At 72.4% G+C, this 13170-nt stretch carries 13 protein-coding genes; 8 read left to right on the forward strand and 5 right to left on the reverse strand.

Annotated elements, in window-relative coordinates; translation table 11 throughout:
• Positions 1–35: 35 nt before the first annotated feature.
• Positions 36–401, reverse strand: coding sequence for a nuclear transport factor 2 family protein (locus ACQPXS_RS42115; RefSeq protein WP_365331319.1), 366 nt, complete (start codon positions 399–401; stop codon positions 36–38).
• Positions 402–576: 175 nt separating this feature from the next.
• Between ACQPXS_RS42115 and ACQPXS_RS42120 the strand changes: the two genes are divergently transcribed.
• Complete coding sequence (locus ACQPXS_RS42120; protein WP_433454771.1) at positions 577–882, forward strand: hypothetical protein; 306 nt, start codon at positions 577–579, stop codon at positions 880–882.
• Positions 883–1405: 523 nt separating this feature from the next.
• On the opposite strand, the gene ACQPXS_RS42125 is transcribed toward ACQPXS_RS42120, so the two are convergent.
• Positions 1406–2197, reverse strand: coding sequence for an acyltransferase domain-containing protein (locus ACQPXS_RS42125; protein WP_433454772.1), 792 nt, complete (start codon positions 2195–2197; stop codon positions 1406–1408).
• A 235-nt stretch (positions 2198–2432) separates the two neighbouring features.
• Between ACQPXS_RS42125 and ACQPXS_RS42130 the strand changes: the two genes are divergently transcribed.
• The 4 genes from ACQPXS_RS42130 to ACQPXS_RS42145 all read left to right on the forward strand — a co-directional run bounded on the left by ACQPXS_RS42130 (position 2433) and on the right by ACQPXS_RS42145 (position 5969).
• Positions 2433–3518 carry an S-(hydroxymethyl)mycothiol dehydrogenase gene (locus ACQPXS_RS42130; protein WP_433454773.1) on the forward strand — a complete coding sequence of 362 codons (1086 nt, stop codon included), beginning with the start codon at positions 2433–2435 and terminating at the stop codon, positions 3516–3518.
• A complete protein-coding gene (locus ACQPXS_RS42135; RefSeq protein WP_433454774.1) occupies positions 3518–4147 on the forward strand; it encodes an MBL fold metallo-hydrolase in 630 nt (209 codons plus the stop codon). The genes ACQPXS_RS42130 and ACQPXS_RS42135 overlap by 1 nt, the downstream gene beginning before the upstream one ends.
• 87 nt (positions 4148–4234) lie before the next feature.
• Positions 4235–5149, forward strand: coding sequence for an SDR family oxidoreductase (locus ACQPXS_RS42140; RefSeq protein ID WP_433454775.1), 915 nt, complete (start codon positions 4235–4237; stop codon positions 5147–5149).
• Between the two features lie 31 nt (positions 5150–5180).
• A complete protein-coding gene (locus ACQPXS_RS42145) occupies positions 5181–5969 on the forward strand; it encodes an SDR family NAD(P)-dependent oxidoreductase (RefSeq protein ID WP_433454776.1) in 789 nt (262 codons plus the stop codon).
• Positions 5970–5983: 14 nt separating this feature from the next.
• Here the strand turns inward: ACQPXS_RS42145 and ACQPXS_RS42150 are convergent, their stop codons facing one another.
• Complete coding sequence (locus tag ACQPXS_RS42150) at positions 5984–7372, reverse strand: pyridoxal phosphate-dependent decarboxylase family protein (RefSeq protein ID WP_433454777.1); 1389 nt, start codon at positions 7370–7372, stop codon at positions 5984–5986.
• A 459-nt stretch (positions 7373–7831) separates the two neighbouring features.
• On the opposite strand from ACQPXS_RS42150, the gene ACQPXS_RS42155 reads away from it, so the two are divergent.
• Positions 7832–8527 (forward strand): L,D-transpeptidase family protein, encoded by a 696-nt coding sequence (locus ACQPXS_RS42155; protein ID WP_356315135.1) that lies wholly within the window; start codon positions 7832–7834, stop codon positions 8525–8527.
• Between the two features lie 30 nt (positions 8528–8557).
• Here the strand turns inward: ACQPXS_RS42155 and ACQPXS_RS42160 are convergent, their stop codons facing one another.
• Entirely contained in the window at positions 8558–9760 is a 1203-nt protein-coding gene (locus tag ACQPXS_RS42160; RefSeq protein ID WP_433454778.1) for a Gfo/Idh/MocA family protein, read from the reverse strand.
• Positions 9761–9886: 126 nt separating this feature from the next.
• Here ACQPXS_RS42160 and ACQPXS_RS42165 point away from each other — a divergent pair, with 126 nt between their 5' ends.
• A complete protein-coding gene (locus ACQPXS_RS42165; protein ID WP_433454779.1) occupies positions 9887–11035 on the forward strand; it encodes an ROK family protein in 1149 nt (382 codons plus the stop codon).
• A 99-nt stretch (positions 11036–11134) separates the two neighbouring features.
• On the forward strand, positions 11135–11320 hold the full coding sequence (locus ACQPXS_RS42170; RefSeq protein ID WP_153537178.1) for a hypothetical protein: 186 nt from the start codon (positions 11135–11137) through the stop codon (positions 11318–11320).
• 92 nt (positions 11321–11412) lie between these two features.
• Here the strand turns inward: ACQPXS_RS42170 and ACQPXS_RS42175 are convergent, their stop codons facing one another.
• The gene (locus tag ACQPXS_RS42175) at positions 11413–12801 is read right to left on the reverse strand and encodes a S1 family peptidase (protein WP_433454780.1); all 1389 of its coding nucleotides are present in this window, start codon (positions 12799–12801) and stop codon (positions 11413–11415) included.
• Between the last annotated feature and the right edge of the window lie 369 nt (positions 12802–13170).

Raw genomic sequence — 13170 nt, forward strand, 5'->3', positions numbered from 1 at the left:
AAGCTCCTTCCGGCGCCCGTCATGCCGGGGTGTGCCTACTCGTCCCACGCCTGGATGATCAACTGGTCGGCTATCTTCCCGTCGCGCAACGTGATCATCGACTCGGCGAGAACGCGGGTGCCGTCCCCGTACTGGCAGGACTCGCTGAACGCGGCGTGATCGCCCTGCACGACGCACCGGTCGAGCTTGTGGGTCATGTCGCGGCTGTAGATGTCGTCCAGCAACTCGGCGATCTGACCCCGCCCGCGCAGGACGGTGGGGTGGCTGGGCTGGTTGTTGCGGTCGACGATACGGATCTCCGCGTCGTCGGCGTAGAGCGACAGAAGGGTGTTCCCCGTGTTCCCTTCTATACCCCGGCGCAGCGTCTCGATGTCGAAGGCGGAACCTGTCGCGGTGCCCATGGGTGACCTCCTTCGGGCGCCCGCGGCCCGGCGGGGCGCGGACCGCACGGACCCCCACCCTTCGAGGCTCCCCCGGCCCGGCGGACTCGGCAAGCGCAGACGGCGGGCTCCGCCTCACGAGTGAGCGAGGGCCGCCGCCCGTGTCCGGAGGGGATTCGGAACCGTTGCTGAGAGCATGATCTCAACACGACGTATCGTCGCCGTCCTCGGCCTCGCCGCGGGGGTCACGGGCCTTGCCGCACCGCTGGCGAACGCGGCCGGCGAGAGCGCACCGCACACCGGGCAGATCAACCCCATGACCATGCTCGACTCGCTCACCGTCAGCGACATCCCCGCCGCGCACAAGGCGCAGGTCCCCCGGGTCTCCGAGCAGGTGCGCGGGCTGAACCAGGTCAGCGAGCTGAACCGGCTGAACGAACTGCACCAGCTCACCGACCTCGTGGCGCCCGTGACGGGCCTGCTGCCGGCCGTCCAGGCCTGAGCGACGCGGACCCGAGGGCGCGCGGCAGGTGCGCGGGGGCCGCTTCCGGCGGGGCGGCCCTCAGCGCTGTGCGGCCCCGGATCCGGTGCTCGGCCCCGACCGCAGTGCCGCCCAGTCGCGGGTCAGTGCGGATGCCGAGGCCGTAGCGCCCGGGGCGGTCAGGGAGGCATTGCGGGAGCCGTCTGGTGAGCCGGTCACCCGGGCCCGGCTCCAGCCGGGTGCGGACGTCGTAGCGGTGCGGACGCGAGGGCGCGGGGCAGGTGCGCGGGGGCCGTTCTCGGCGGGGCGGCCCTCAGCGCTGTGCGGCCCCGGTCCGGTGCTCGGCCCGGACCGCAGTGCCGCCCAGTCGCGGGACAGTGCGAATGCCGAGGCCGTAGCGCCCGGGGCGGTCAGGGAGGCATTGCGGGAGCAGGCGGGTGAGCCGGTCACCCGGGCCCGGCTCCAGCGGGGTGCGGACGTCGTAGCGGTGCGGACGCGAGGGCGCGGGGCAGGTGCGCGGGGGCCGTTCTCGGCGGGGCGGCCCTCAGCGCTGTGCGGCCCCGGAGCCGGTGCTCGGCCCGGGCCGCAGTGCCGCCCAGTCGCGGGTCAGTGCGGATGCCGAGGCCGTACCGTTCGGGTGGTGGTCAGGGAGGCATTGCGGGAGCAGGCGGGTGAGCCGGTCACCCGGGCCCAGTTCCAGCCAGGTGCGGACGCCGTCGCGGTGCAGCCGGCCGACCGCTTCCGCGAAGCGCAGCGGTGCGCGCCGCACCCAGAACTCCGGCTCGGCGGTCTCCGCGCCCACCGGCCGGGCGGTGACGTCGGACACCAGGGGGAGGCGCGGCGCGCACGGGTGGAGGGTGGCGAGGGTGCGGCCGTAGGCGTCGAGGACGCCGTCCGGGCGCGCCGAGTGCGGCTCCGGGCCCGCCCGGCCGCCCAGCAGCCGGGCCAGGGTGCCGGCCGCGTGGCAGGCGTCCGCCAGTGAGAAGACGCCCGCGGCATACGCGGCGGCCATCCGCCCGGCCGCCTGTCCGAACACCACGTCCGGCAGGATGCCCCAGCTGCTCAGCAACCGGTACTGCGCCACCTGGAGCGCGAAGACCGCGGGCCCGGCGAACGGCTCCCGCTCCAGCAGTGCGGCCGTACGCGTGCCGTCGTCCGCGAACATCACGGATTTAAGCGGGAGTTCGAGATACGGATCGAGGCGCCCGCAGATGTCGTCCAGCGCGTCGGCGAACACCGGGAACGCATCCCCGAGTTCCCGTCCTGTTCCGGGCCGGGGCGCGGCGCCGGCCGAGAAAAGGAATGCGATGAGTCCATTGCGGCCTTCGATGGGCATGCCCCCATTGAGGCACGCCCGGGCCGACACACACACCAGGCGAACTCATGCACCCTGCAAAAAGATTGCCATCATGGAATGACGTCATTCGGTCAAATTCTTACCCGAGAGCGAGTCATTTCTTACAGGGGATACCCGCCGTTCGCATGGGGCGCGTCCGGCGAGGCGTCCGCCCCGCTACCGATCGGTCGCGCGTAGGGTCGGCACCGAAGGCATTCGAGGAAGGGGCCAGACCATGGCGCAGGAAGTGCGCGGCGTGATCGCACCGGGGAAGGACGAGCCCGTACGGGTCGAGACGATCGTGGTGCCGGACCCGGGCCCCGGCGAAGCCGTGGTGCGCGTCCAGGCCTGCGGTGTCTGCCATACCGACCTGCACTACAAGCAGGGTGGCATCTCGGACGACTTCCCCTTCCTCCTCGGCCATGAGGCCGCCGGTGTGGTGGAGTCGGTCGGCGAGGGCGTGAGCGATGTGGCGCCCGGCGACTTCGTCGTCCTCAACTGGCGTGCGGTGTGCGGGCAGTGCCGGGCCTGTCTGCGCGGCCGCCCCTGGTACTGCTTCGACACGCACAACGCCAAGCAGAAGATGACCCTCACCGACGGCACGGAGCTCTCGCCGGCGCTGGGCATCGGCGCGTTCGCCGAGAAGACGCTCGTCGCCGCCGGTCAGTGCACCAAGGTCGACCCGGCCGTCTCCCCGGCGGTCGCCGGCCTGCTGGGCTGCGGGGTCATGGCCGGTATCGACGCCGCCATCAACACGGGCGGCGTCGGCCGCGGCGACTCCGTCGCGGTCATCGGGTGCGGCGGAGTCGGCGACGCGGCCATCGCGGGGGCGAACCTCGCCGGCGCGGCGAAGATCATCGCCGTCGACATCGACCACCGCAAGCTGGACAAGGCCCGGACCCTGGGCGCCACCCACACCGTCAACTCCAAGGAGACCGACCTGGTCGCGGCGATCCGCGAGCTGACCGGCGGCTTCGGCGCCGACGTCGTCATCGAGGCCGTCGGCCGCCCGGAGACGTACCAGCAGGCCTTCTACGCCCGCGACCTCGCCGGCACCGTCGTCCTCGTCGGCGTGCCCACGCCCGAGATGAAGCTCGAACTGCCCCTGCTGGACGTCTTCGGCCGCGGCGGCGCCCTGAAGTCGAGCTGGTACGGCGACTGCCTGCCCTCGCGTGACTTCCCCATGCTGATCGACCTGCACCTCCAGGGCCGGCTGCCGCTCGACGCGTTCGTCACCGAGACGATCCGACTGGACGAGGTCGAGAAGGCGTTCGAGCGGATGCACGGCGGCGACGTACTGCGCTCGGTGGTGGTCTTCTGATGACCGTACGCATCGAACGCCTCGTCACCTCTGGGCAGTTCACCCTCGACGGCGGCACCTGGGACGTCGAGAACAACGTGTGGATCGTCGGCGACGAGCGGGAGGTGATCGTGATCGACGCCGCCCACGACGCCGAGGCCATCGCCCGCGCCGTCGACGACCGGCACCTGATCGCCATCGTGTGCACCCACGCCCACAACGACCACATCAACGCCGCGCCGGCACTCGCCGACCTGACCGGCGCCACCATCTGGCTGCACCCGGACGACCTGCCGCTGTGGAAGACGACCCACCCGCACCGCGACCCCGACCGGCACCTCCTCGACGGCCAGGTCATCGAGGCGGCCGGCGCCGACCTGACCGTGATCCACACCCCGGGCCACGCCCCCGGCGCCGTCTGCCTGTACGACCCCGCGCTCGGCACCGTCTTCACCGGGGACACCCTGTTCCAGGGCGGCCCGGGCGCCACCGGACGCACGTACTCGCACTTCCCGACGATCATCGACTCCATCCGCGACAAGCTCCTCACCCTCCCGCCCGAGACCAAGGTCCTCACCGGCCACGGCGACTCCACCACCATCGGCGCCGAGGCTCCGCACCTGGACGAGTGGATCAGGCGCGGACACTGACACCGCGCCGGCAACACCGACAGAAGGTGTCCGGCTTTCCCGTGACAGTGGACGGCGACAGCAGTCACCGCACACGGGAGGCCGGACATGTCAGGACCGCTGCAGGACAAGGTGGCACTGGTCGCGGGGGCGACCCGGGGCGCCGGACGGGGCATCGCCGTGGAACTCGGCGCGGCCGGTGCCACCGTCTACGTCACCGGCCGCAGCACACGCGAGCGCCGCTCGGAGTACGGCCGCCCCGAGACCATCGAGGACACCGCCGACCTCGTCACCGCGGCCGGCGGCACCGGCATCGCCGTCGCCGCCGACCACCTGGACCCGTCCGCCGTACGCGCCCTGGTGGAGCGCATCGACCGCGAACAGGGCCGCCTCCACCTCCTCGTCAACGACATCTGGGGCGGCGAGAAACTCTTCGAGTGGGACACACCGGTCTGGGAGCACGACCTCGCGGGCGGGCTCCGGCTGCTCCGACTCGGGGTGGAGACACACGCGATCACCAGCCACTTCGCGCTGCCGCTCCTGCTGCGCCATCCCGGCGGCCTGGTCGTGGAGATGACCGACGGCACCGCCGACTACAACCGCGACACCTACCGCGTGAACCTCTTCTACGACCTCGCCAAGGCCTCCGTGCTGCGCATGGCCTTCGCCCTCGGTCACGAACTCGGCCCGCGCGGCGCCACCGCCGTCGCCCTGACCCCGGGCTGGCTGCGCTCGGAGATGATGCTCGACGCGTACGGCGTCCGCGAGGACAACTGGCGTGACGCGCTGGACCGCGAACCGCACTTCGCCATCTCCGAGACCCCGCGCTACGTCGGCCGGGCCGTCGCCGCCCTGGCGGCCGACCCCGGCGTGGCCCGCTTCAACGGGCAGTCGCTCTCCAGCGGCCACCTCGCCCGGGAGTACGGCTTCACCGACCTCGACGGCAGCCGGCCCGACGCCTGGCGGTACCTGGTCGAGGTGCAGGACGCGGGCAAGCCGGCCGACGTCACCGGATACCGGTGAAGGGACACCCGCCGGGCCGTACGGTCACCGCATGACTGATCACACCCGCTTCGCAGGACACGGGGTTCTCGTCACAGGCGCGGCCCGCGGCATCGGGGCCGCCGTCGCGAGACGGCTCGCCGAGGAGGGCGGGCAGGTCCTGGTCACCGACCAGGACCTGCCCGAGGCCGAGCGGACCGCCACCGCCCTGCGCCAACAGGGCCTTGCCGCCGAGGCGTTGGCGTGCGACATCGCCGACCGCGCCTCGGTGGAGGCGGCCGTCGCCCACGCCGTCGCCGCGTTCGGCTCGCTCGACGTACTGGTCAACTGCGCCGCCCACTGCACCCCGGACGTCCCGCTCTTCGAGGACGACCCCGACGAGGCATGGGCCCTGGACCTCGACGTCACCCTCACCGGCGCCTACCGTTGCTGCCGCGCCGCCCTGCCCCACCTCGCCGCCTCCGGACGCGGCGCGATCGTCGGCATCGGCTCCGTCAACGGCTTGCAGGACTTCGGCAACCACGCCTACAGCGCCGCCAAGGCCGGCCTCGGCTCGCTCACCCGCACCCTCGCCGGGCACGCGGCACCCCGGGGCGTGCGGGTGAACCTCGTGGTGCCGGGCACGGTCCGCACCTCGGCGTGGGAGGGGCGCGACGACGAACTCGCCGCGCTCCGCCCGTTCTACCCGCTCGGCCGGGTCGGCGAACCCGAGGACATCGCCGCCGCGGTCGCCTTCCTCGCCTCCCACGACGCCGCCTGGATCACCGGCACCACCCTGGTGGTCGACGGCGGACTCACCGCGGTGAACACCGGCTTCCACATGGCCGTACGGCGCCCCTGAGCACGCCCGAACCGTCAGCCCGAGGCCGCCGCCAGCACCTGAAGCACCCGCTCGGTGTCGGCCTCGGTGGTGCGCCAGTTGCTGAGAGCGGCCCGCAGCCCGGGCACCCCGCCGTACACGGTCGGCGTCACATACGCCTCCCCGGACGCGGCGACCGCCCGGGCGAGCGCGTCGACCCGAGCCTGCGCGGGGTCCACGGCGAGGGTGAAGCACACGACGTTCAGCCGGACCGGTGCCAGCAGGCGAAGGCCCGGCAGCGCGTCGATGCCCGCGCCGAGCCGGCGGGCCAGGGCCACGTTCCGTTCCACGATCTCCCGGTGCCCCGCGCGTCCGTAGGCCACCAGCGAGAACCACGCCGGCAGGGCGCGCAGCCGGCGGGAGTTCTCCGGCGTCAGATGCAGGAAGTCCGGCTCGCCGGTGGGCAGGCCGAGATAGGGGGAGGCGTTGTGGAACACCCTCACCTGAAGGTCGCGGCGCCGGGTGAACTGCACGGCCGCGTCGTAGGGGACGTTGAGCCACTTGTGCAGGTCCACGCAGACCGAGTCGGCCGCGTCGAGACCGTCGACCAGCGCCTCGTACTCGGGGGAGAGCGCGGCGAAACCGCCGAACGCGGCATCGACGTGCAGCCAGAAGTCGTAGCGCTGCTTCAGCGCGGCGATCGCCCGCAGATCGTCGAAGTCGACGGTGTTCACGGTGCCCGCGTTCGCGACCACGATCGCCGGCCGGCCGTGCAGCTCCGCGAGGGCCGACTCCAGCGCGGCCACGTCCACGGCCTCCCGATTGCCGGGCAGCAGCGGCACCTTCCGCAGCCGATCCCGGCCGATGCCCAGCACGGACATCGCCTTGGTCACGCTGGAGTGCGGGCTGCCGGAGAGCACCTCGACCGGGCCGAGCGCCGCCGCGCCCTCCCGCGAGACGTCCACACCGAGCCGTTCGCCGAGCCACTCCCGGCCGATCGCCAGACCGACCGTGTTGGAGGCCGTGGCCCCCGTCACGAAGGCCCCGCTGTGCGCCTCGTCCAGCCCGAACAGCTCGCGCAGCCAGGCCACCGTCTCGCGCTCCAGCTCCTGCGCCCAGGAACCGCCCGCCCCGGACAGGTTCTGGTCGAACGCGGAGGTCAGCCAGTCCCCGGCGACCGAGGCGGGGGTGGCACCACCGGTGACGAAGCCGAGATAGCGCGGGCCGGCCGAGCCGGAGAACCCGGGCGCCCACCGCTCGGCGAACCGCGCGAGCGCCGCGTCCGCGCCCGCGCCGTCCTCCGGAAGCGGTTCCGACGCGGGCGCCGGTCCGGACACGGCCACCGGCCGCTCGGCCAGCCCCGCCGCCGCACCGACGGCGACGTCCCGGGCGGACTGGAGCAGCTCGGGGAGCCGGGAGAGATCGCCGGCGAGGGTGGGGTGCATGGGGGCAGCGTAGAGGGACGGGGAGGCCGCCGACCCGGTCCAATCGCGGGGAACTGGACTGGGCCGGGGTGGGGGATGAGGGCCCCTGAAGAGGCGCGGGGAACCGCCAACCTCCTCGGCCGCTCCGCCCACCGGGCCAGGGCCACCCTGCCGCGTGCCCGCGGGTCGTGCACAGGGACGACGGGGAGACCCGGCCGGGGGCCGCCGCCATCGCCGCCGGGCGTCGAGAACCGGCCGGTCTTTTCGAGGCGCTGACGCCCGGGCAGTGGAGCGCTCCCCGTCCGTGCGCAGGGTGGCGCGTGACGGCTGCGCGGCGGGGAAGTTCACCGTTTCGTCACAGACTGACCGGAACCACAACCCTCCAACCCCCCGCAGAGGTCTAGTAGTCCGACATCGCGGGAATCGCGCAGGGGAGCACCCGGGGCAGGCCCTGGGCGAGATGGGGAGAAGAGGTCGCACATGGGGGACACACGCAGACGAGGTGTCGTCGCGCTGGGCGTCACGGGACTGGTGGCGCCGCTCACGCTCGCCTTCACCGCGGCACCGGCCCAGGCCGCGAGCTGCACCACGCAGACGGGGCCGTACCAGAAGCAGGTGGAGAAGTTCCTCGGCCTGCCGGTCGACGGCAGGCAGTCCGCCTCCGACTGCAAGGCCATCAAGGCATTCCAGGACAAGCACGGCATCACGCCCGACATCGGCTACGCCGGCCCCGTCACCTGGGGCGTGATGGACCTGATGAACAAGCAGAAGGCCGTCGGGAAGAACCCCAACAAGGACGGCAAGTGCCCGGTGAACAAGGGCCGGATCGCCTGCGTGAACCTCACGCTCCAGCTGAGCTGGATCCAGGACGGCAACAAGCTCGTCTACGGACCGGTCCCCGTGCGCACCGGCCGCAAGGGCTACACCACCCGCACCGGCCTGAAGAAGATCTACTGGCGGGACATCGACCACGTCTCGACCATCTACAACGTGCCGATGCCCTACAGCCAGTTCTTCGACGGCGGCCAGGCCTTCCACTCGGTCAACCTGAGCATGTGGAACCCGCCGGGTTCGCACGGCTGCGTCAACATGACGACCAAGGACGCCAAGTCGTACTGGTCGCTGCTGAAGACGGGCGACGACGTCTTCGTCTACGGCCGCAAGCCGGGCACCTGAGCGGCCCTCGAGCCGTCGCCGCCCGGACCGTCACACCTCCGGCGCGTCCCCGAAGTCGGGGATCGGAAGCCGGACCCCGCCCTGCCGCGCGGACTCGTGCGCGACGATGCCCGGCAGGGTGTAGCGGGCGGCCACCCATGCGTTGACCGACGGCAGCGAGCGGGTGTTGACCGCCGTGACGAAGTCGTCCGCGAGGAAGTGGTGGCTGCCCTCGTGGCCGTTGTGCAGCTGGTCGAACTCCCGGGGCAGCCTGGACCGGTCGTGCACCGGCGCCGAACCGGAGGTGAAGGCCGCCCGCAGCTCGGGCGCGATGTGCGCCAGGGACGGATCGTCGGGGGCCAGCGTCGGCTTGGGCTCCAGCAGTTCGCTGATGTCCTTCACCCCGTTCTTGTCCTGCCACAGCGCCACCGTCGCCAGCTGCTCCATGCTGGCCTCCGTGCCGAAGAACCGGAACCGGGACTCGCGGATGTGCGAGGGGTAGCCGACCCGCCGGAACTCGTTCGTACGGAACGATCCGCCGCCCGCCACCTCGAACAGCGCGGTCGCGTTGGACACGTCGTTGTCGAACTGGCTGACCGAACGATCGAAGACGCCGTCGCCGCGATCGTCTCGCACCCCGATCGCCGACACGCTCACCGCGTGCGTCTGCCAGGCGCCGAGCACCCCGCCCACCGAGTGCGTCGGGTACAGCAGCGGCGGATAGCTGGCCGTCGTCTTCCAGTTCTCACCGCCGCTGTACTGGTACGCCTCGTAGAAGCCGAGGTCCATGTCGTGGACGTAGTCGCCCTCGGCGTAGAACAGCCGGCCGAAGGCACCCTCGGCGATCTGGTTGCGGGCGTGCACGGTCGCCGGGTTGTACTGGCTGGTCTCACCCATCATGTACGTCAGCCCGGTCGCCCGTACCGCGTCGATGATCGCCGATATCTCGTCCGTGGTGATCGCCATGGGGACCGCGGAGTAGACGTGCTTGCCGGCACCGAGGCCCTGCAGGACCAGCGGGCCGTGCGTCCAGCGCTGGGTGAAGATCGCGACGGCGTCGACCGCCGGCGACTCCAGCATGGCCTCGTACGACGGAAAGGTGCCGGCGAGACCCTGCGCGGCGACGAGCCGCTCGGCCCGCTCGGGCAGCAGGTCGGTGACGTAGACGTCACGGACACCGGGATGGGCCTGGAACAAGGCGGCGAACTGACCGGAGAACTGTCCGGCGCCGACGATGCCGAGAGAGAAAGTCATGCCGTTTACTTTTGACGCGGAAGAATCCAGCCGTCAAGAGGTGGGCCGTGGCTTCCTTGGTGCGCGTCCCGCCCGTTAAGATGGGGCTGATTACTTCTGAGTCAGAAGAAAACGAGGGTCGGGTCCATGACCAGCTGGCTGCCGCTGAGCCCCGCGGAGCGCACCGTGGCGATCGAAGTGCTCGTGCACGGGCCGCTGTCCCGCACCGAGCTGGCCCGGCGCCTCGGGCTCTCCCAGGGCAGTCTCACCCGGCTGACCAAGCCGCTCCTGGAGTCCGGGCTGCTCGCCGAGGCCCCCGAGACGGCCGGCCCGGCCCAGGCGCGTCAGGGCCGCCCGTCCCAGCCGCTCGACGTCGTGGCCGACGCCCGCTCCTTCCTCGGCTTCAAGATCACCGAGGACATGGTCTACGGCGTCGTCACCACCCTGCGCAGTGAGGTGACCGGGCGGCTCGACCGGCCGCTCACCACGCACGACCCGGACGCCGTCGCCGCGCTGCTCTCGGAGATGGCGGCCGCCCTGGCCGAGGGGCACCCCGCCCCCGCGGGCATCGGCATCGGCGCGGGCGGCCTGGTGCGCGAGCGCGCGGTGGTCGCCGAGTCGCCGTTCCTCGGCTGGCGGGACGTGCCGCTCGGGGCACTGGTCCAGGAGCGCACCGGACTCCCGGTCGTCGTGGAGAACGACGTGGCCGCCCTGGTCGAGGCCGAGACCTGGTTCGGCGCGGGCCGCGGGCTCGACCGCTTCGCCGTCCTGACCATCGGCGCGGGGATCGGCTACGGGCTGGTGCTCGGCGGCCGGCGCGTACCGTTCGCGGAGGACGGCCACGGCTTCGGCCATCACTGGATCATCGACCCGAACGGCCCGCTCACCCCGGCCGGCGCCCGCGGCAGCGCCGTGTCCCTGCTCACCATCCCCGGCATCGAGTACCAGATCCGCGCCGCCACCGGCCGTGACACCACCTACGAGGAGATCCTCGCCGGTGCCGCCGCGGGCGAGCCCATGGCCTTCCGGGTGATCGACGAGGCCGCCCGGGCCCTCGGCACCCTGGTCGCACAGATCGCCAACTTCGCGATGCCGCAGAAGATCCTCCTCGCCGGAGAGGGCGTCGGCCTGATGGATGTGGCCGGGAACACGGTCCGCGACACGATCGGCGCCCACCGGCATCCGCTGGCCGACCCGGTCGACCTGGAGACGAAGGTGTCCGACTTCCACGACTGGGCACGCGGCGCCGCGGTGCTGGCGATCCAGGTGCTGGTACTGGGTGAGGGCCCGGTGTGAACTCCCGCCGCAGGCTTGACACATTGACGTGATGAGCACCACGTCCGGATTGTCCGTCTCGGGTGTACTTACTCACAGCGCCTTCACCTCGATCGGCATATGCTTCACAGCATGTCCACCACTGTTGAAGCCGCCCCCGAGCGCTCGGCCGCGGAGGTCAACGAGGAGATCAGGGCCCTGTGGCGCCGGTCGGGCGGGACACTGACCACCGAGCAGCGCGCGGAGTACCAGCGCCTCGTGATGGAGTGGGCCGCCGCGACCCCGCGGTCGCAGCGGGCGGCCTGACCGCCCCGCGCGGACCGCACCGTATCCACCAGGGCACCCGTGAGCGCACGGGTGCCCTTCGCATGTCGCCCGCGCCGGCCCGGCTCGGCGCGTCAGCCCCAGGTCGCCGAGTAGTACCGCTGATAGGCCTTGCGGTCCTGTTCGGCCCGGATGTAGCGGGTCGCGACCAGCGCGATCAGACTGCCCGCGATGACCAGCAGCCCGGGACCGATGTTCCGGGTGTCCGTCAGCCGTGCCAGCAGCGTCTGGCCCTGCGCGCCCGTCACCGGCGCCGAGGAACCCGGCGAGGCCGCGCTCGGCGCCACCGCGCCCTGCGCGGCGGAGGCGGACGGCGCGGGGGACGCTTTGCCGGTGGCACCTCCGGCGTTCTGCGCCGACACGATGAGCTTCACGTTCAGCGCCGCCAGCGCCCGCGTCACCGGCTGGAAGAACGTCGTCCCGCCCGCCGTGCAGTCACCGCTGCCGCCCGAGGTCACACCGAGCGCGATTCCGTCGGAGAACAGCGGGCCGCCGCTGTCGCCGGGCTCGGCACACACATCGGTCTGGATCAGCCCGGTGACCGTCCCCTCGGGGTAGTTGACGGTCGCGTTCAGCGCGGTGACCGTCCCGTCGTGCAGTCCACTGGTGCTGCCGCTGCGGAACACGCGCTGCCCCACCGCCGCATCGGCGACGCCCGTGATCCGCACCCCGTTGCCGCCGCCGATCGCGACGACGTCGGCGCCGTCACCGGCCCTGCCGGAGGCGTACTGCACGAGCGAGAAGTCGTTGCCCGGGAAGGTGCCGGCCACCGTCCGGCCGAGCTGCTGATTCCCCTGGTTGTCGGCGAACCAGATGGACCCCGTAGGACCGCAGTGACCGGCCGTGAGAACGAAGTCGCTCTGCCCGTTGGTCACGTTGAACCCGGCCGAGCAGCGCCCGCCGGTGGACAGGATCGGCTGCGCGCCGTTCAGCCGTGTGGTGAAGGTGCCCTTCGTGCGCTCCATCCGCACGAAGCTCCCCGCCTTCGCGGCCACTCGGGTCATGCCTGCCCAGTCGGCCGCGGACACCGTGCTGTCCGCGCTCACCACGACCCGGTTGGTCCGGTAGTCCACCGCCCACGCGGTGCCCGCCACGCGCGGCGCCGAACTCAGCACCGCCGTCGCCGACTTGAGCTCGTTCATGCTGTGCGAGACGACCTTGGCCTCGGCGCCCGCGCGCCGCACCTCCCGTGCCGCCGCCTCGTCGGTCACCGCCACGACCGGCCGCCCGTCGGCGCCGATCCAGTTGCCCGCCGTCCGCGCCGTGCCGAGCCGCGTCACCAGCGCGGCCCCCGTGTTCCCGGCGCCCGATGCGCCGGACGCGGAGGCGAGCGGTCTGGTGGCGGCCGGCGGTGTCTCGCTCGCCATGGCCGCCTGGGCGACCATCGCGCCGCCCAGGAGGAGTCCGCCGACCGCCGCCAGGCGTGTCACCCGCCTGACGATCCGTCGTCGTGCGTGCCGCATGCAGGGCTCCCGAAGCCGAACCGAACGCGCGCCGCCCGTGCCGGCGGCGCGGAGCCCTCGGGTCGTCGAGGGCCCGCACCTCCATACGCGGCCCACGGCCCGGGCGTTCACCGGCAGAAGCGAAACCGCCGCCCGGACCCGGCTCCCGCGGCAGCCCTACGGGCCGCGCGGCGCTCTGGGGAACTGCCTCTCGCCCGTGCTGCGTGCGTGCGGGTTCCCCTTGCCCGTGCTGGGTGCTTGCGGGTTCCGGCTTGCCCGGCTGGTGCTTGCGGAGATCCCCAGTGCCCGCGTTGGGTGCCTGAGGGATCTCCCCGTCCGCGCCGGGCGCTTGAGGGATCCCTTTCACCTGTGCTCAGTGCTTCCCGGATC

Origin of the sequence: Streptomyces sp. CA-142005, assembly GCF_050942335.1 — a bacterium.
In the GTDB taxonomy this organism is placed as follows: Bacteria; Actinomycetota; Actinomycetes; order Streptomycetales; family Streptomycetaceae; genus Streptomyces.

Excerpts from the sequence above, each read along its gene's own strand:
- ACQPXS_RS42115 (WP_365331319.1), bottom strand. The coding sequence starts at position 401 with ATGGGCACCGCGACAGGTTCCGCCTTCGACATCGAGACGCTGCGCCGG.
- ACQPXS_RS42120 (WP_433454771.1), top strand. The coding sequence starts at position 577 with ATGATCTCAACACGACGTATCGTCGCCGTCCTCGGCCTCGCCGCGGGG.
- ACQPXS_RS42125 (WP_433454772.1), bottom strand. The coding sequence starts at position 2,197 with ATGCCCATCGAAGGCCGCAATGGACTCATCGCATTCCTTTTCTCGGCC.
- ACQPXS_RS42130 (WP_433454773.1), top strand. The coding sequence starts at position 2,433 with ATGGCGCAGGAAGTGCGCGGCGTGATCGCACCGGGGAAGGACGAGCCC.
- ACQPXS_RS42135 (WP_433454774.1), top strand. The coding sequence starts at position 3,518 with ATGACCGTACGCATCGAACGCCTCGTCACCTCTGGGCAGTTCACCCTC.
- ACQPXS_RS42140 (WP_433454775.1), top strand. The coding sequence starts at position 4,235 with ATGTCAGGACCGCTGCAGGACAAGGTGGCACTGGTCGCGGGGGCGACC.
- ACQPXS_RS42145 (WP_433454776.1), top strand. The coding sequence starts at position 5,181 with ATGACTGATCACACCCGCTTCGCAGGACACGGGGTTCTCGTCACAGGC.
- ACQPXS_RS42150 (WP_433454777.1), bottom strand. The coding sequence starts at position 7,372 with ATGCACCCCACCCTCGCCGGCGATCTCTCCCGGCTCCCCGAGCTGCTC.
- ACQPXS_RS42155 (WP_356315135.1), top strand. The coding sequence starts at position 7,832 with ATGGGGGACACACGCAGACGAGGTGTCGTCGCGCTGGGCGTCACGGGA.
- ACQPXS_RS42160 (WP_433454778.1), bottom strand. The coding sequence starts at position 9,760 with ATGACTTTCTCTCTCGGCATCGTCGGCGCCGGACAGTTCTCCGGTCAG.
- ACQPXS_RS42165 (WP_433454779.1), top strand. The coding sequence starts at position 9,887 with ATGACCAGCTGGCTGCCGCTGAGCCCCGCGGAGCGCACCGTGGCGATC.
- ACQPXS_RS42170 (WP_153537178.1), top strand. The coding sequence starts at position 11,135 with ATGCTTCACAGCATGTCCACCACTGTTGAAGCCGCCCCCGAGCGCTCG.
- ACQPXS_RS42175 (WP_433454780.1), bottom strand. The coding sequence starts at position 12,801 with ATGCGGCACGCACGACGACGGATCGTCAGGCGGGTGACACGCCTGGCG.